At 52.2% G+C, this 15,286-nt stretch carries 18 protein-coding genes; 17 read left to right on the top strand and 1 reads right to left on the bottom strand.

The features are described 5' to 3' along the window. Window positions 1-51 precede the first annotated feature (51 nt). The 4 genes from AC3ARB_RS06755 to AC3ARB_RS06740 all read left to right on the top strand — a co-directional run bounded on the left by AC3ARB_RS06755 (window position 52) and on the right by AC3ARB_RS06740 (window position 2,401). Window positions 52-606: an ECF transporter S component gene (locus tag AC3ARB_RS06755; protein ID WP_488319814.1), complete on the top strand. Its 555-nt coding sequence runs from the start codon at window positions 52-54 to the stop codon at window positions 604-606. Next, a complete protein-coding gene (locus AC3ARB_RS06750; RefSeq protein WP_488319813.1) occupies window positions 599-1,252 on the top strand; it encodes a phosphatase PAP2 family protein in 654 nt (217 codons plus the stop codon). Before AC3ARB_RS06755 ends, AC3ARB_RS06750 begins: the two co-directional genes overlap by 8 nt. 97 nt (window positions 1,253-1,349) lie before the next feature. Continuing rightward, window positions 1,350-2,096 carry a hypothetical protein gene (locus AC3ARB_RS06745; protein WP_488319812.1) on the top strand — a complete coding sequence of 249 codons (747 nt, stop codon included), beginning with the start codon at window positions 1,350-1,352 and terminating at the stop codon, window positions 2,094-2,096. After that, window positions 2,093-2,401, top strand: a complete 309-nt coding sequence (locus AC3ARB_RS06740; protein WP_488319811.1) for a DUF4298 domain-containing protein — start codon at window positions 2,093-2,095, stop codon at window positions 2,399-2,401. Before AC3ARB_RS06745 ends, AC3ARB_RS06740 begins: the two co-directional genes overlap by 4 nt. A gap of 67 nt (window positions 2,402-2,468) precedes the next feature. Here AC3ARB_RS06740 and AC3ARB_RS06735 read toward each other — a convergent pair whose 3' ends face one another. Further along, window positions 2,469-3,818 (bottom strand): aspartate kinase, encoded by a 1,350-nt coding sequence (locus AC3ARB_RS06735; protein ID WP_488319810.1) that lies wholly within the window; start codon window positions 3,816-3,818, stop codon window positions 2,469-2,471. Between the two features lie 168 nt (window positions 3,819-3,986). Here AC3ARB_RS06735 and fabM point away from each other — a divergent pair, with 168 nt between their 5' ends. From fabM to AC3ARB_RS06670, 13 genes are all read left to right on the top strand, one after another. Beyond that, entirely contained in the window at window positions 3,987-4,775 is a 789-nt protein-coding gene (gene fabM, locus AC3ARB_RS06730) for a trans-2-decenoyl-ACP isomerase (protein WP_488319809.1), read from the top strand. Between the two features lie 105 nt (window positions 4,776-4,880). Beyond that, window positions 4,881-5,327, top strand: coding sequence for a fatty acid biosynthesis transcriptional regulator FabT (gene fabT / locus AC3ARB_RS06725; RefSeq protein WP_488319808.1), 447 nt, complete (start codon window positions 4,881-4,883; stop codon window positions 5,325-5,327). Beyond that, window positions 5,314-6,291, top strand: coding sequence for a beta-ketoacyl-ACP synthase III (locus AC3ARB_RS06720; RefSeq protein ID WP_488319807.1), 978 nt, complete (start codon window positions 5,314-5,316; stop codon window positions 6,289-6,291). The genes fabT and AC3ARB_RS06720 overlap by 14 nt, the downstream gene beginning before the upstream one ends. Window positions 6,292-6,354: 63 nt before the next feature. Further along, window positions 6,355-6,576: an acyl carrier protein gene (locus tag AC3ARB_RS06715; protein WP_488319806.1), complete on the top strand. Its 222-nt coding sequence runs from the start codon at window positions 6,355-6,357 to the stop codon at window positions 6,574-6,576. Between the two features lie 364 nt (window positions 6,577-6,940). Further along, window positions 6,941-7,900 carry an enoyl-[acyl-carrier-protein] reductase FabK gene (gene fabK / locus AC3ARB_RS06710; RefSeq protein ID WP_488319805.1) on the top strand — a complete coding sequence of 320 codons (960 nt, stop codon included), beginning with the start codon at window positions 6,941-6,943 and terminating at the stop codon, window positions 7,898-7,900. A gap of 10 nt (window positions 7,901-7,910) precedes the next feature. Further along, window positions 7,911-8,831, top strand: coding sequence for an ACP S-malonyltransferase (fabD, locus tag AC3ARB_RS06705; RefSeq protein WP_488319804.1), 921 nt, complete (start codon window positions 7,911-7,913; stop codon window positions 8,829-8,831). A gap of 8 nt (window positions 8,832-8,839) precedes the next feature. Continuing rightward, window positions 8,840-9,574, top strand: a complete 735-nt coding sequence (gene fabG / locus AC3ARB_RS06700; RefSeq protein WP_488319803.1) for a 3-oxoacyl-[acyl-carrier-protein] reductase — start codon at window positions 8,840-8,842, stop codon at window positions 9,572-9,574. Window positions 9,575-9,815: 241 nt separating this feature from the next. Continuing rightward, window positions 9,816-11,042, top strand: coding sequence for a beta-ketoacyl-ACP synthase II (fabF, locus tag AC3ARB_RS06695; RefSeq protein ID WP_488319802.1), 1,227 nt, complete (start codon window positions 9,816-9,818; stop codon window positions 11,040-11,042). Then, window positions 11,043-11,522, top strand: coding sequence for an acetyl-CoA carboxylase biotin carboxyl carrier protein (gene accB / locus AC3ARB_RS06690; protein WP_488319801.1), 480 nt, complete (start codon window positions 11,043-11,045; stop codon window positions 11,520-11,522). After that, on the top strand, window positions 11,519-11,941 hold the full coding sequence (gene fabZ / locus AC3ARB_RS06685) for a 3-hydroxyacyl-ACP dehydratase FabZ (protein WP_488319800.1): 423 nt from the start codon (window positions 11,519-11,521) through the stop codon (window positions 11,939-11,941). The genes accB and fabZ overlap by 4 nt, the downstream gene beginning before the upstream one ends. A 302-nt stretch (window positions 11,942-12,243) precedes the next feature. After that, window positions 12,244-13,620 (top strand): acetyl-CoA carboxylase biotin carboxylase subunit, encoded by a 1,377-nt coding sequence (locus AC3ARB_RS06680; protein WP_488319799.1) that lies wholly within the window; start codon window positions 12,244-12,246, stop codon window positions 13,618-13,620. Beyond that, window positions 13,620-14,483, top strand: coding sequence for an acetyl-CoA carboxylase, carboxyltransferase subunit beta (gene accD / locus AC3ARB_RS06675; protein ID WP_488319798.1), 864 nt, complete (start codon window positions 13,620-13,622; stop codon window positions 14,481-14,483). The genes AC3ARB_RS06680 and accD overlap by 1 nt, the downstream gene beginning before the upstream one ends. Further along, the gene (locus AC3ARB_RS06670) at window positions 14,480-15,250 is read left to right on the top strand and encodes an acetyl-CoA carboxylase carboxyl transferase subunit alpha (RefSeq protein ID WP_488319797.1); all 771 of its coding nucleotides are present in this window, start codon (window positions 14,480-14,482) and stop codon (window positions 15,248-15,250) included. The genes accD and AC3ARB_RS06670 overlap by 4 nt, the downstream gene beginning before the upstream one ends. Window positions 15,251-15,286 lie beyond the last annotated feature (36 nt).

Genomic DNA, 15,286 nt, shown 5'->3' with positions numbered 1-15,286 from the left:
TGCATACTCTTTGGGACTTCTTTCAATTGTTCAAATTGGAGGAATTTTTTCATGTCAAAAACACAACGTTTGACCCACATCGCTATCTTGGGGGCTCTGTCCTTTGTCCTCATGTTCTTTAGTTTCCCCATTATTCCGGGTGCTGATTTTCTCAAGGTGGAGCTCAGTATTCTGCCCGTCCTGGTTGGCCTGGTGCTTTTAGATCTCAAGTCTGCCTATGTGATTTTGCTCTTGCGGACGGTGCTCAAACTCTTGCTCAACAACCGTGGGGTCAATGATTATATCGGCCTGCCCATGAACATCCTGGCCTTGGGGCTCTTTGTGGCCTGCTTTGCCATGTTCTGGAAAAAGAGCCGAACAGCCAAGAGTTTTGTTCTAGCTAGTGGCCTTGGCACCCTCAGTCTGACCGTGGCCATGCTCCTGCTTAACCTGGTTTACGCCATTCCCCTTTACGCGACCTTTGCTAACTTTGATATTGCGGCCTATATCGGGGTCAACCCCTACCTTTTCGGGATGGTCCTGCCCTTCAACCTGATTCAGGGCCTGCTCTTTAGTCTGGCCTTCGCCCTGCTCTGGCGGGTCCTGCGGAGGGTCGGTCATGCCTAATCGGACGGCCTTCTACACCAGGGCCTCTTACGGCCTCCTGATTTTTGTCCTTCTAGGCTATGTGGTTAAGTTCTACCCCGACCAACTGGTGGGCTTTGATAGCAGCATCCAAACCCTGGTTCGGGGCGGTCTACCCCCAGTTCTGACCAGCTTCTTTAGTCAGCTGACGCTCCTTGGTGACCCTCTGGCTCAGGTCCTCTGGGTCGCCCTCTTTGCTGGTTTGTTTTATTTTTGGAAAAACTGGCGAGCAGAAGCAGCCTTGGTGCTGGCCAGCGGCTCTCTGGCAGGGATGTTGATTCCCTTGTTTAAGCTCCTCTACGGACGGGTTCGTCCAGGCCTCCCCCATCTGGTGGAGGCAGGCGGCTATTCCTTCCCTAGCGGTCATGCGACCGGAGCCTTGCTGATTTTCGGTAGCCTTCTGATTGTGGCCAGTCAACGCCTTGATAAGGGTTGGCAGAAAGTGCTTATCCAGACCAGTCTCATTGCCCTGATTATCTTGGTTGGTCTGTCACGTATTTATTTGGGGGTGCACTATCCGAGTGATGTTCTGGCCGGCTACGCCTTGGCCTATGGCGTCCTCAACCTCATCTATCCAACCTACATGTTCTTCCGCTTCAAATGGCGGTTCCAAGGCCTGTCCAAATAGCTCAAGCAGCCTCCCATCTGGGAGGTTTTTTCTGGCAAAAATGGCCCAAAAGGACTATAATAGAAGTAAGGAAACGATTTCAAGGGAGGTGGAACTGATGAAAAAATGGTTTATTAGTGTGGTGGCCATTCTGACGCTGGTTGGAGGCCTAGCTCTGGGCTGGTGGGTCAGGGACCGGGAAGCTCTGTCTCGCTCTCTAGCCCAGGTACTGGCCACGGAGAAGGCCCTGTCTGCCCAATATGCCCCAGTCGCTTACGCAGGTCAGGACCATCATTATGGGTCCCCAGCCTATCTGGTTAGTCCAGCTAGTATTGAGGCCGATCTGACAGGCATGATGGTGGGCAATTATCAGCTCTTGACAGCAAATCAACCCCAGGCAGATGTGACGGTTATCCGTGGACAGCTGGAAGCAACTGAGCTGGTCGGTGTTAGCCGCTTGGTGGTTTATCAGACCGATTATGCCAAGGCTAAGACTGGCTACCAGCTCCTGGCCAGTAAGGTCATTACTCGGCAACATGTGAAGGATGATCAGAGCCAATTTACCCTGAATGACCTTCTGTCTTACTATGGTAGTTATGCAGTGGACCGATTGGCAGTCGACCTAGAGGGGCGAGCTGATAAGGACTTTCTCTTATCCAAAACCTTTGCCTTGGACCTGCCTAGCCAGTTGGCAGCCAGAGGTTATTATTCCGATGGTTTTGAGGTGAAAAACGGCCTCCTGGTCTTTGACAGCGGCCTCAGCCTGCCCCTGTCTGACTTTTATGATGTGATTGACCCTAGCTACCTCAAGGGAGCTGATTTAGGGGCCTATGAGGCCGCAAGGACTATGGAGGAAATGGAATGACTCAGATTGACCGTATAAAACAACAAGAAGCAGCCTTTGACCAAGTGCAAGATTTTTTTAACCGCTTGGAGGCTCTCTTAGAAGAAGCCCAAGCCATCAAGCCGCTCCTGGCTGGTTTGGAGACCTACTATGAAACTGACTGGCGGGTTGATTTTGAAGCTGACGAGCGGGGAGACTTGCCTGTTGACCTCAAACGGGGAGTCTTGTCAGAAGACGGCCTTTATAACCTGCTGACAGACCAGGTGGTGTTGGTTACTGAACTGAGGCGGTTTGCGGCAAAATTGGAACAGGATAACAATGACTAGGTCCAATCTTCGGACAGGAAAATGAGATGAATAAAGAGGCTGGGACAATTCCCAGCCTCTTTATGGTTTAGTGAAAGAAGGCGTGATAAAGGGCTCGAACGGCTTCTTTTTCGTCAGCTGTTTTGACGACGAACATAACAGAAACCTCGCTAGAACCTTGGGAAATCATGGCCAGGTTGATGCTGTGCTCAGCCAGAGCTGTTGTTGCCGTAGCGGTCACACCAATGTGGTTCTTCATGTTTTCACCGACAATCATGATGATGGACAGGTCTCGTTCAATATCCACATGGTCAACTTCCAGCTTTCTGGTCAATTGGTCGATGATTTCCTGCTCCTTGATTGGGGTCAATTCCCGCTCCCGCAAAACGATGGACAGGTCGTCAATGCCTGTTGGCATGTGCTCGAAGCGGATGTTGAGGTCTTCTAAGATTTGCAAGACCTTGCGACCAAAGCCGACTTCGCGGTTCATCATGTACTTGGAAATGTTAATACTGACAAATTTGTCGTCCCCAGAGACACCGACAACAGGGTTGTCTTTTTTGGCACTCTCCAGGACAATTCGTGTGCCTGGGTGGTCGGGGTTGTTGGTGTTTTTGATGACAATGGGCACCTTGCCACGGTAGGCAGGAATCAAGGCCTCATCATGGAGGACTGAGAAGCCACCATAGGCCAACTCCCGCATTTCACGGTAGGTTAATTCTGGGATGGAGTGGGGGTTCTGAACCACGCCTGGGTGGGCAGCGAAAATCCCATCCACATCGGTGAAGTTCTCATAGAGCTCTGCCTTTACCCCTGCCGCAACAATGGAACCCGTGATGTCCGAACCGCCGCGGGAGAAGGTGCAGATGTCGCCGGTCTCGGTCACGCCGAAGAAGCCAGGGATGACCAAGATATCCTCCACATCACGGAGTTTTTGGATTTGGTTGTAGCTGGAGGTCAGAATCTGAGCGTTGCCAGGCTCAGGGGTCACGATGATTCCTGCTTCTCGAGGGTGGATGTAGCGGGCTAAGAGGCCGTTTTTGCGGAAGTATTCGGCAATCAGTTTGGCGTTGTTGTCCTCACCTGCGGCCAAAAAGCTGTCGTAGAGGAAGGGGTTCTTGTCGGTTGGGAGGCTGGCCAGGCTGACAATATTGACAGCAATCTCATCCAGAATTTTAGCAGAAAGGCCCAGTTCGTCCACGATGGCCTTGTAGCGGTTGATGATCCAGGTCTGGTCAGCGGTCACATCCTGATTAGCCACATAGTTTTTGTAGTATTTGATGAGGGCATCGGTGACCTTGGTGTCGTCGGCAGACCGTTTACCTGGGGCAGAGACGACGACAAAGCGGCGGCTAGGGTCGCTTTTGACAATGCCGAGAACTTTTTGCAACTGTTGGGCAGAGGCCAGGGAACTGCCTCCGAATTTGATAACTTTCATGGGTTCCTTCCTATTCTTTTGTGTGATACCCTAACATTATAGCAGACCTGCCAGGCTTTGTCAGTAAATCTGCAGTTTTTACTTGCATTTTTAGGAAAATCCGTTATAATGGTTATAAAGTTTGATTATCAAATAATTAAAACTTCTAATAAAAATAAGGAGAAGCTCATGTTTACAGGCATTCTTTATGAGGTGGCAGACGGCATTGCGACCCTGACCCTCAACCGACCAGAGGTATCCAACGGCTTTAATGTGGCCATTTGCCAGGAGATTTTGGCTGCCATTGGCCAAGCGGGTCAAGATGAGGCGGTCAAAATCCTCCTTATCAAGGGCAATGGCCAGGTCTTTTCGGTCGGCGGTGACTTAGCAGAGATGCAGCGGGCTGTGGACGCTGACGATGTGTCTTCCTTGGTTGAAATAGCAGAGCTGGTCAACACCATCGCCTTTGCTATCAAGCAGTTGCCTAAGCCAGTTATTGTGGCGGTGGATGGGCCAGTTGCTGGTGCAGCCTTCAACCTGGTCATTGCAGCGGATTTCTGCATTGCAACGGACAAGGCAAAATTCATTCAGGCCTTTGTCAATGTCAACCTGGCCCCAGATGCTGGTGGGATTTTCCTCTTGACCCGCTCCCTGGGCATCAACCGAGCCACCCAGCTGACCATGACCGCAGAGGCCGTTTCAGCAGAAAAAGGGCTTGAATACGGCTTTGTTTACAAGACTTGTGAGCCTGAAAAGTTGGACAAGACTGTCAATAGCCTGATTATCAAACTCAAGCGGGCCTCCTTCCAATCCTATGCCGCCATCAAGCAGATGATTTGGGCCAGCGAGTTTGCCGGCTGGGAAGACTATGCCAAGCTGGAGTTGAACTTACAGTCTGACCTGGCCTTCAAAGAGGATTTCAAGGAAGGTGTCCGAGCCTATACCGAGAAACGCCGCCCTCAGTTCACTGGTCAATAGAGCAAGAAAACAATTTCATCAGATTTGTACTTGTCAAAGCACTCGTGTTTTGATATAATTTGATTGTCAAATAGTTTTAAGCGTGAGCAGAAAAGGAGGTGTCGCATGGACTACAATCAAATCAATAGTTACTTGGTGGACATCTTTAACAAGGTTTTGATTGTTGAGGAAAATAGCCTCAAGACCAGTAAGTTTAGTGACGTGACCATTAAGGAGATGCACACCATCGACATTATTGGAAAGTCAGAGCAGGTGACTCCGACGGAAATTGCTAGGGAATTGCTCTTGACCCTGGGAACGGTAACTACCAGCCTCAATAAACTGGAGGCTAAGGGTTACATCACCCGAACCCGTTCACTGACGGATCGTCGGGTGGTTTATGTTGATTTGACCAGCAGAGGTCGTCTGCTCTACCGCCTCCATCGTCAGTTCCACAAACGCATGGTGTTGAAGATTATTGATGACATGTCTGAGAGTGAAGTCGAGGCCCTGCAAAACGGCCTGGCCAAGCTCCACCAGTTTCTTGAGGAACTTAGTGATGACCTACTCTAAAATCAGCCAGGTGGCCCACTATGTGCCCGACCAGATCATCACCAATGACGATTTGGCTAAACTCCTGGACACCAGTGACGAGTGGATTGCCACAAGGACTGGGATTCGCCAGAGGCGGATTAGCCAGACCGAGAACACCAGCCACTTGGCCACACAGGTGGCCCTGAAACTTCTAGCCAAATCTGGCTTGGCGGCGACTGATTTGGACTTTATCCTGGTGGCGACCATCACACCCGACAGCCTCATGCCCTCGACGGCTGCCTTGGTTCAGGGGGCTATCGGGGCCAGCAAGGCCTTCGCCTTTGACCTGACGGCAGCCTGTTCTGGCTTCACCTTTGCCCTGTCAACGGCCGACAAGTTTATCCAGTCGGGCCTCTACCAGCGGGGCCTGGTCATCGGTGCCGAGGTCTTTTCCAAGATTTTGGACTGGTCTGATCGCTCGACCGCTGTCCTCTTCGGGGACGGGGCCGGTGGTGTTTTACTTGAGGCCAGCGACAGTCGACACTTCTTGGCCGAGAGCCTCAATACCGACGGTAGCTCTGGTTCTGCCCTTCAGTCAGGTCAGCTGGGCTTTTCTTCCCCTTTTGCGGCAATAGCAGAGCAGGCAGACAGCCACGTTCAGATGAACGGCCGAGCCATCTTTGACTTTGCCGTCAAGACCGTGTCGAGAAGTATCTTGGACCTTCTGGCCAGTCAAGGATTGACCAGCGACCAGGTTGACCACTACCTGCTCCACCAGGCCAATGATCGTATCTTGGATAAGATGGCCAAGAAAATCGGTGTGGCCAGGAGCAAATTTCCAGCCAACATGATGGCCTATGGTAACACCAGTGCCGCCTCCATACCCATTTTACTCTCAGAGTGTGTGGACAGAGGTGACATCAAACTGGACGGTAGCCAGACCATCTTGCTCTCAGGTTTCGGCGGCGGGCTAACCTGGGGCAGCATCCTTATTAACCTTTAACTTGTTATCAATGGGCTAGCACCCGTTTATAAAATTATTATTATCCTAAAGGAGACCCTACCCATGGAAGTATTTGAAAAAGTACAAGAAATCATCGTTGAAGAACTCGGCAAAGATGCTGAGGAAGTTACCCTCACCACAACCTTTGATGACTTGGACGCTGATTCACTGGACGTCTTCCAAGTGATTTCAGAAATCGAAGACGCTTTTGACATCCAAATCGAAACCGAAGACGGTTTGAACACGGTTGGCGACTTGGTTGCCTACGTTGAAGGCAAAATCTAAGAACCTCTTTAAGCTCGCCTGATAGGTCCTTGCCTGGTCTTGCGACGGGAAGTCCTTGGAGTCCATATTACTCCAAGGGCAGAGCTAGTGGAGGCCTTATCCAATGCCCATAAGGCTTGGTGTTTAAGGTCTGCTACACCCTGGTATCGTCTACGACCAGTCGCCTAGTCTCAGGCGGCTTAAAGCAGTCAAGACTTACATGTTAATAAGAAGGTCCGAGGCTGGTTATCTGGCCTCCACTTCTTAGTCTTATAGTTTGATTTTCAAAGTTTTTGATAATCAAACTGTTAGGAAAGCAAGAGAAGTGCTTCCTTGTTTTCCTAGCACATCTTGCTAAACCTTATGTATAGAAAGTAAACGACACATGAAAACACGTATCACAGAATTGTTAGGCATTAAGTACCCGATTTTTCAGGGCGGCATGGCCTGGGTAGCGGACGGCGACCTGGCTGGTGCGGTGTCCAAGGCGGGCGGTCTGGGCATTATCGGTGGCGGTAACGCTCCGAAAGAGGTGGTTAAGGCCCATATTGATAAAATCAAGTCTTTGACCGATAAGCCCTTTGGGGTCAACATCATGCTCCTATCGCCTTTTGTGGACGACATCGTCGATTTGGTCATCGAAGAAGGGGTCAAGGTGGTGACAACGGGTGCGGGTAACCCTGGCAAGTACATGGAACGCTTCCATGAGGCTGGCATTACCGTTATCCCAGTTGTTCCAAGCGTGGCCTTGGCCAAGCGGATGGAAAAATTAGGGGCTGACGCCGTAGTCGCAGAAGGTATGGAAGCTGGTGGCCACATCGGTAAATTGACCACTATGGCTCTGGCCCGGCAAGTCGCTGCCGCAGTAGAGATTCCTGTTATTGTGGCAGGAGGAATTGCTGACGGTGAAGGTGTGGCAGCAGCTTTTATGCTGGGCGGGGAAGCCGTCCAGGTCGGCACTCGTTTTCTGGTGGCTAAAGAATCCAACGCCCACCCCAACTACAAGGCCAAGGTCATCAAGGCCAAGGACATTGACACCGTCATTTCAGCCCAGCACTTTGGTCACCCTGTTCGGGGCTTGAAAAACAAACTGACCCGTGATTTTGACAAGGCGGAATTGGACTGCTTCAAGCAGGAAAATCCAGACCTGTCCATCTTTGAGACCTTGGGAGCTGGTGCCCTTCGCAATGCCGTTGTGGACGGTGATGTTGACCACGGTTCAGTCATGGCTGGTCAGATTGCTGGTTTAGTGACCAAGGAAGAGACCTGTGAGGAGATTTTGATTGACCTCTATGAAGGGGCCAAAGCTGTTATCGCCAAACAAGCCCAAGTCTGGGCAGAATAGTGAGGAGACTATGGGAAAAACAGGCCTTTTATTTGCTGGGCAAGGGGCTCAGTACCTGGGTATGGGACGGGACCTCTATGACCAGTTTGATATTGTTCGTGAGACCTTTGACCAGGCCAGTCGGGTGCTGGGCTACGACCTGCGTGCCTTGATTGACGAGGACGAGGTCAAGCTCAACCAGACCCGCTACACCCAGCCAGCCATCTTGACCACTTCGGTGGCTATCTGGCGGCTCTTGCAGGACAAGGGCTTGACTGCTGACGTGGTTGCTGGCTTGTCTTTGGGAGAATACTCGGCCCTGGTGGCCTCGGGTGCCCTAGACTTTGAAACAGCGGTTGGCCTGGTGGCCAAACGTGGCCAGTTCATGGAAACAGCAGCCCCAGCAGGTTCTGGTAAAATGGTGGCGGTGCTCAACACCGACCCTGCGGTCATCGAAGCAGCTTGCCAGGAGGCTAGCTCGCTCGGTATCGTGACCCCAGCCAACTACAACACCCCAGCCCAAATCGTTATCGGTGGGGAGGTGGCTGCGGTGGACAAGGCCGTTGGCCTGCTTAAGTCAGCTGGTGCCAAACGCTTGATTGAACTCAATGTCTCTGGTCCCTTCCACACTGCCCTCTTAGAGCCTGCCAGTCAGGTCCTGGCTGCGGAACTGGAAAGCGTGACTTTCTCAGACTTTAACCTGCCCCTCATCAGCAATACGACTGCTGAGGTCATGGCCCACAGCGACATCAAGTCCCTCCTAGCCCGTCAGGTCAAGGAGCCTGTTCGTTTCTATGAGGGCATTGCAACCATGACGGAACTGGGCGTGACCGAGTTTATCGAAATTGGTCCTGGTAAGGTGCTGAGTGGCTTTATCAAGAAAATTGACAAGACCCTGGCCTGCCAGACGGTCGAAGATTTGGCTAGTCTGACAGCCTTTTTGGAAGAATAGGAGATCGCATGGAACTCAAGGGAAAAAATGTTTTTATCACGGGCTCGACCCGCGGGATTGGCCTGGCTATGGCACATGAGTTTGCCAAGCAAGGTGCCAACGTCATCCTCAATGGCCGCTCTGCCATTGCCCAAAGCCTGATCGATAGTTTCGCTGACTACGGCGTCAAGGTGGTGGCTATTTCTGGCGATGTGTCCAGCGGTGCGGATGCGTCCCGCATGGTTGCTGACGCCATAGCAGAGCTGGGCAGCGTGGATATCCTGGTCAACAACGCTGGGATTACCAAGGACAAGCTCCTCCTCAAGATGACCCAGGCGGACTTTGAACAGGTCCTGGCCATCAACCTGACTGGAGCTTTCAACATGACCCAGGCGGTGCTCAAGCCCATGACCAGGGCCCGTCAAGGTGCCATTATCAACGTGTCCAGCGTGATTGGTCTGACAGGCAATGTCGGTCAAGCCAACTATGCGGCCTCGAAGGCTGGTCTGATTGGCTTTACCAAGTCGGTGGCTCGTGAAGTGGCCAGCCGCAATGTGCGGGTCAATGCCATCGCACCAGGTTTTATTGCCTCGGATATGACGGACGCCATGGGTGACAAGATGAAGGAATTGACCATCGCTCAAATTCCCATGAAACGGATTGGTGAGGCCAAAGAAGTAGCGACCGTCGCTACCTTCCTGGCCAGCCAAGACTACCTGACTGGCCAAGTCATTGCCATCGACGGCGGCATGACCATGCAGTAAATTTTTGGGCATTAACAGTTAAAGATTGTTGATGAGATGCTCTGCTAGAGGCTCACGAAGTGAGCTTAACTGGCGAGTTTCGCCGTGGTCACGGTTCTATCAGTGATTTATCACTGATAGAACAAGGGCATTCGGAAGACTGTGGCTTCCGAATGAGGTATGAGACCCGTAGGGGCTGCTACCGTCCCTGACCACTTAAGAAACTAGCCATAAGAAAACCATTCTCAAAAGGAGAAAAATCATGACTAGAGTTGTTGTAACAGGTTACGGTGTGACCTCACCAATCGGAAATACCCCAGAAGAGTTTTGGAAAAGCCTGGAAACAGGTAAAATCGGTATCGGCCCCATCACCAAGTTTGATGCCTCTGCCTACGATGTCAAAAATGCGGGTGAAATCAAGGATTTCCCCTTTGACAAGTACTTCGTTAAGAAGGACACCAATCGCTTTGACGATTATTCGCTCTATGCCCTCTATGCGGCAGAAGAAGCGGTAGCTAATGCCAAGTTGGATGTTGAGAACCTTGATAGCGACCGTTTCGGTGTTATCGTAGCGACTGGTATCGGTGGTATCTATGAAATCGAAGACCAGGTTCTTCGTTTGGCTGTCAAGGGCCCCAAGAGGGTCAAACCAATGACCCTGCCAAAATGTTTGCCTAACATGGCTTCTGGTAACGTGGCCATGCGTTTTGGTGCTAACGGTATCTGTAAGTCGGTCAACACGGCCTGTGCTTCAGCCAACGATGCCATTGGTGAAGCCTTCCGCAACATCAAGTTCGGTTTCCAAGATGTGTTCTTGGTTGGTGGTACGGAGAGTTCCATCACCAAGTTTGCCATGGCTGGTTTCCAAGCCCTGACGGCCATGTCAACAACAGCAGACCCAACCCGTGCCTCTATTCCATTTGATAAGGACCGCAACGGTTTCGTTATGGGTGAAGGGTCTGCCATGTTGGTTCTTGAGAGCTTGGAGCACGCCCAAAAACGTGGTGCGACCATCCTTGCTGAAGTGGTTGGTTACGGCAATACCTGTGATGCCCACCACATGACCTCACCGCACCCAGAAGGTCTGGGTGCTATTAAGGCTATGAAATTGGCCCTGAATGAGGCTGGTATCGAGCCAGCCCAGGTTGGTTACATCAATGCCCACGGCACCTCAACCCCTGCCAATGAAAAAGGGGAGAGTGCCGCTATCGTTCAAGTCTTTGGTAAGACAGTGCCTGTCTCATCAACCAAGTCCTTTACAGGCCACCTGCTGGGGGCTGCTGGGGCGGTTGAAGCCATTGCGGCTATCGAGTCCATGCGTCATAGCTTCATTCCGATGACAGCTGGAACTAAGGAATTGTCTGATGACATTGAAGCTGATGTGGTTTACGGTCAAGGTCGTCAGGCGGAAGTGGCTTATGCCGTGTCCAACACTTTTGGATTTGGCGGTCACAATGCGGTGCTTGCCTTCAAACGTTGGGAGAACTAAATGAATATTGCTGAAATTAAGGACTTGCTGGCTCAGTTTGATGCCTCGAGCCTGCGTGAATTTGCTTATAAAACAGGTGGCGAGGAGTTGGTTTTCTCAAAAAATGAGGGCAAGCCAATACCAGCTACCCCTGTAACGGCTCCTCTTACCGCACCTGCGGCAGCTCTAGCTCCAGCCCCGTCAGCTAGTCCTGCGGTGGCAGAAAGTCCTGCTAGCTCTGCCATTGCCTCAAGTCAAGCGGCCGAAGGCGAGGTGGTGGAAAGCCCGCTGGTGGGCGTGGCTTATTTGAGTCCGGCGCCTGATAAGCCAGCCTTTGTGGCGGTCGGCGACACGGTCAAGAAGGGGCAGACCCTCCTCATCATCGAGGCCATGAAGGTCATGAACGAAGTTCCAGCCCCACGCGATGGGGTGGTGACCGAGATTTTGGTGGCCAATGAGGACGTTATCGAGTTTGGAACAGGATTGGTGCGACTGAAATGATGGCTATTAACCAAATCAAAGAGGCCCTGCCTCACCGTTACCCCTTTTTGCTGGTGGACCGTGTCTTGGAGGTCAGCGATGACACCATCGTGGCCATCAAGAATGTGACCATCAACGAGCCCTTCTTTGAGGGGCATTTTCCTGGCTACCCAGTTATGCCTGGCGTCCTGATTATGGAGGCTTTGGCCCAGACGGCCGGTGTCTTGGAATTGTCCAAGCCTGAAAACAAGGGCAAGCTGGTCTTTTACGCTGGCATGGACAAGGTCAAGTTCAAAAAGCAAGTGGTGCCTGGTGACCAGCTGGTCATGACAGCGACCTTTGTCAAACGCCGTGGCAGCATTGCTGTCGTCGAGGCCAAGGCCGAGGTAGACGGCAAGCTGGCAGCTAGTGGCACCCTGACCTTTGCGATTGGGAGCTAAGGCTTGGTTTAAGCTTCTATTTGGGCTTTTGGAGCCAATAGCAGAGCTTTGACAAGCTGCCTAGTGCTAGCTAGTCTTAACTTGTTTTCTTGAACAAGTCATTGCTTGACGGTTGACAGGTCCTCACGAGGACCTGCCATAAGATGATTGTTTTCGCTGTGGGACAAGTGGTCTTAGCGATAACATCGCTAAGACCACTGCGGTATCGGTGAGATCTTAGGCTCACCGATGAGCAATGAAACACCGTGAGGTGGTTGCTTGCGACCGCCCCACCTTAGAAAACAATCGAGAGAGAAAAAATCATGTTCAAAAAGATTTTAATTGCCAATCGTGGCGAAATTGCGGTGCGGATTATCCGTGCAGCTAGAGAATTAGGCATCGAGACGGTGGCGGTTTATTCGGAAGCTGACAAGTCTTCCCTCCATGCCCTCTTGGCAGATGAGGCCATCTGTATCGGCCCAGCCAAGTCCATCGATTCCTACCTCAATATGAATGCGGTCCTGTCAGCGGCTATGGTGACAGGGGCCCAGGCCATCCACCCTGGCTTTGGTTTTTTGAGTGAGAACTCCAAGTTTGCCACCATGTGCGAGGAGATGAACATCCGTTTCATCGGGCCTAGCGGCAGCGTCATGGATAAGATGGGGGACAAAATCAATGCCCGTGCTGAGATGATCAAGGCTGGGGTTCCTGTTATTCCTGGTTCGGACGGTGAAGTCTTCACCGCTGAAGAAGCCCTGTCAGTAGCCGACAAGATTGGCTACCCTGTCATGCTCAAGGCTTCCGCTGGTGGCGGTGGTAAGGGGATTCGTAAGGTCAAGGCCCGCGAAGACCTGGAAGCAGCCTTTGAATCAGCTTCTCAGGAGGCCAAGGCGGCCTTTGGCAACGGGGCCATGTACATTGAGAAGGTCATCTACCCAGCCCGTCACATCGAGGTGCAAATCTTGGGTGATAGCTATGGCAACATTATTCACCTGGGTGAGCGGGACTGCTCCCTCCAGCGGAATAACCAGAAGGTGTTGGAAGAGGCCCCGTCTATCGCTATCGGAAAAACCTTGCGGGACAAGCTGGGTGAGGCGGCTGTTCGGGCTGCCCAGGCTGTGGGCTATGAAAATGCGGGAACCATTGAATTCCTCTTGGATGAGGCTATCGGTGAGTTCTACTTTATGGAAATGAACACTCGGATTCAGGTGGAACACCCTGTAACAGAATTTGTGACGGGTGTGGACATCGTCAAGGAACAAATCCGTATCGCCGCAGGCGAGCCTCTGGCCATTTCCCAAGAAGACGTCCAAATCAAGGGGCATGCCATCGAGTGCCGCATCAATGCGGAAAATCCGCGGTTTAACTTTGCTCCGAGCCCGGGCAAGATTAAGAACCTCTACCTGCCCAGCGGTGGGGTGGGGATTCGGGTGGATAGTGCGGTTTACCCTGGCTATGTGATCCCGCCCTACTATGACAGCATGATTGCCAAGGTCATAGTGCATGGGGCCAACCGCTTTGAGGCCCTGATGAAGATGCAGCGGGCCCTTTACGAGCTTGAGGTGGACGGTGTGGTGACCAATGCCGACTTCCAGTTTGACTTGATTTCGGACGACCATGTGGTGGCTGGGGACTACGACACCTCCTTTCTTATGGAGGCTTTCTTGCCAGCCTATCAGGCGGACAAGGAGGGTGACTAATGGGATTATTTAAGCGTAAGGAAAAGTACATCCGAATTAAGCCTAGCCGTGATGTTTTGTCGGATAGGTTGGTGACACCAGAAGTCCCTGATGAGCTTTTTGACAAGTGCCCTGCCTGCAAGGCCATGGTTTACCGCAAGGACTTGGGGGCGGCCAGAATCTGCCCCAAGTGTGCCTATAACTTTAGGATTTCGGCCCAGGAGCGTCTGGCCATAACGGTTGATGAGAGGAGTTTTGACGAACTCTTTACGGGTATTGAAATGACTAATCCCCTCAACTTTCCTGGTTATGTGGATAAATTGGCAGCGGTGCGTGAACAGACTGGTCTGGATGAGGCCGTGGTGACAGGGCGGGCCAAGATTAAGGGCCAGGCCTGTGCCTTGGCGGTCATGGATTCACACTTTATCATGGCCTCTATGGGAACCGTGGTTGGTGAGAAAATCACCCGCCTCTTTGAGCTGGCCTTGATAGAGCGGTTGCCCGTGGTGATTTTTACAGCCTCTGGTGGGGCTCGGATGCAGGAGGGCATCATGTCCCTCATGCAGATGGCCAAGATTTCTGCGTCCGTTAAACGGCATTCTGACGCTGGTCTGCTATACCTGACGGTCTTGACTGACCCGACAACGGGCGGGGTGACGGCAAGTTTTGCCATGCAGGGGGATATTATCCTAGCTGAGCCCCAGAGCCTGGTTGGTTTTGCTGGCCGTCGGGTCATTGAGAGCACGGTTCGGGAGAACCTGCCCGATGATTTCCAGAAGGCGGAATTTCTCTTGGAACATGGTTTTGTGGATGCCATCGTTAATCGGATGGACTTACGAGACCGCTTGGCAGACTTGCTTGCCCTACATGGAGGTGACCGATGAGTGATGTGGCACGGATTTTGAAAGAAGCCAGAAGTCAGACCCGTCTGACCAGTCTGGACTACATGGAACAGGTTTTTGAGGACTTTTTCCCCCTGCATGGCGACAGGCTTTTTGCGGATGATGGGGCCATTGTTGGTGGTCTGGCTCGTTTGGCTGGCCGTCCAGTGACGGTCATCGGCATCCAAAAAGGGAAAAACCTGCAGGACAACCTCAAGCGGAATTTCGGCCAGCCTAACCCTGAAGGCTACCGCAAGGCCCTTCGCCTGATGAAACAGGCGGAGAAGTTTGGCCGTCCTGTGATCACCTTTATCAACACGGCGGGGGCTTACCCTGGCGTGGGTGCTGAGGAGCGGGGCCAGGGCGAGGCCATTGCCCGAAACCTCCTGGAGATGAGCAACCTAAGAGTGCCCATCATCGCCATCATCATCGGCGAGGGTGGCTCTGGGGGTGCCCTAGCACTCGGTGTGGCCGACCAGGTTTGGATGCTGGAACACACCATTTATGCGGTTCTCAGCCCAGAGGGCTTTGCCTCTATTCTTTGGAAGGATGGGAGCCGAGCGGCGGAGGCAGCCGAGCTCATGAAGATCACAGCTGGCGAGCTCCTCCGCATGGGGGTTGTGGACAAGGTCATCCCTGAACACGGTTATTTTACCAGCGAAGTAGTGGCGACCATCAAGGACAATCTCATCAGCGAACTGGATCGATTGAGCCAGCTGCCCTTGGAAGAGTTACTAGAAACCCGTTACCAGCGGTTTAGGACCTATTAGACAAAACTGGGACTGTCCCAGTTTTTTTGTGCAGGC

Source organism: Streptococcus sp. ZY171113 (genome assembly GCF_057748235.1).
This window is presented reverse-complemented; position numbering and strand designations above follow the sequence as displayed.

Excerpts from the sequence above, each read along its gene's own strand:
- fabZ (WP_488319800.1), top strand. The coding sequence starts at position 11,519 with ATGATGGCTATTAACCAAATCAAAGAGGCCCTGCCTCACCGTTACCCC.
- AC3ARB_RS06740 (WP_488319811.1), top strand. The coding sequence starts at position 2,093 with ATGACTCAGATTGACCGTATAAAACAACAAGAAGCAGCCTTTGACCAA.
- fabM (WP_488319809.1), top strand. The coding sequence starts at position 3,987 with ATGTTTACAGGCATTCTTTATGAGGTGGCAGACGGCATTGCGACCCTG.
- AC3ARB_RS06745 (WP_488319812.1), top strand. The coding sequence starts at position 1,350 with ATGAAAAAATGGTTTATTAGTGTGGTGGCCATTCTGACGCTGGTTGGA.
- AC3ARB_RS06735 (WP_488319810.1), bottom strand. The coding sequence starts at position 3,818 with ATGAAAGTTATCAAATTCGGAGGCAGTTCCCTGGCCTCTGCCCAACAG.
- fabD (WP_488319804.1), top strand. The coding sequence starts at position 7,911 with ATGGGAAAAACAGGCCTTTTATTTGCTGGGCAAGGGGCTCAGTACCTG.
- fabT (WP_488319808.1), top strand. The coding sequence starts at position 4,881 with ATGGACTACAATCAAATCAATAGTTACTTGGTGGACATCTTTAACAAG.
- AC3ARB_RS06670 (WP_488319797.1), top strand. The coding sequence starts at position 14,480 with ATGAGTGATGTGGCACGGATTTTGAAAGAAGCCAGAAGTCAGACCCGT.
- AC3ARB_RS06715 (WP_488319806.1), top strand. The coding sequence starts at position 6,355 with ATGGAAGTATTTGAAAAAGTACAAGAAATCATCGTTGAAGAACTCGGC.
- fabG (WP_488319803.1), top strand. The coding sequence starts at position 8,840 with ATGGAACTCAAGGGAAAAAATGTTTTTATCACGGGCTCGACCCGCGGG.
- AC3ARB_RS06720 (WP_488319807.1), top strand. The coding sequence starts at position 5,314 with ATGACCTACTCTAAAATCAGCCAGGTGGCCCACTATGTGCCCGACCAG.
- AC3ARB_RS06680 (WP_488319799.1), top strand. The coding sequence starts at position 12,244 with ATGTTCAAAAAGATTTTAATTGCCAATCGTGGCGAAATTGCGGTGCGG.
- accB (WP_488319801.1), top strand. The coding sequence starts at position 11,043 with ATGAATATTGCTGAAATTAAGGACTTGCTGGCTCAGTTTGATGCCTCG.
- fabF (WP_488319802.1), top strand. The coding sequence starts at position 9,816 with ATGACTAGAGTTGTTGTAACAGGTTACGGTGTGACCTCACCAATCGGA.
- AC3ARB_RS06750 (WP_488319813.1), top strand. The coding sequence starts at position 599 with ATGCCTAATCGGACGGCCTTCTACACCAGGGCCTCTTACGGCCTCCTG.
- fabK (WP_488319805.1), top strand. The coding sequence starts at position 6,941 with ATGAAAACACGTATCACAGAATTGTTAGGCATTAAGTACCCGATTTTT.
- accD (WP_488319798.1), top strand. The coding sequence starts at position 13,620 with ATGGGATTATTTAAGCGTAAGGAAAAGTACATCCGAATTAAGCCTAGC.
- AC3ARB_RS06755 (WP_488319814.1), top strand. The coding sequence starts at position 52 with ATGTCAAAAACACAACGTTTGACCCACATCGCTATCTTGGGGGCTCTG.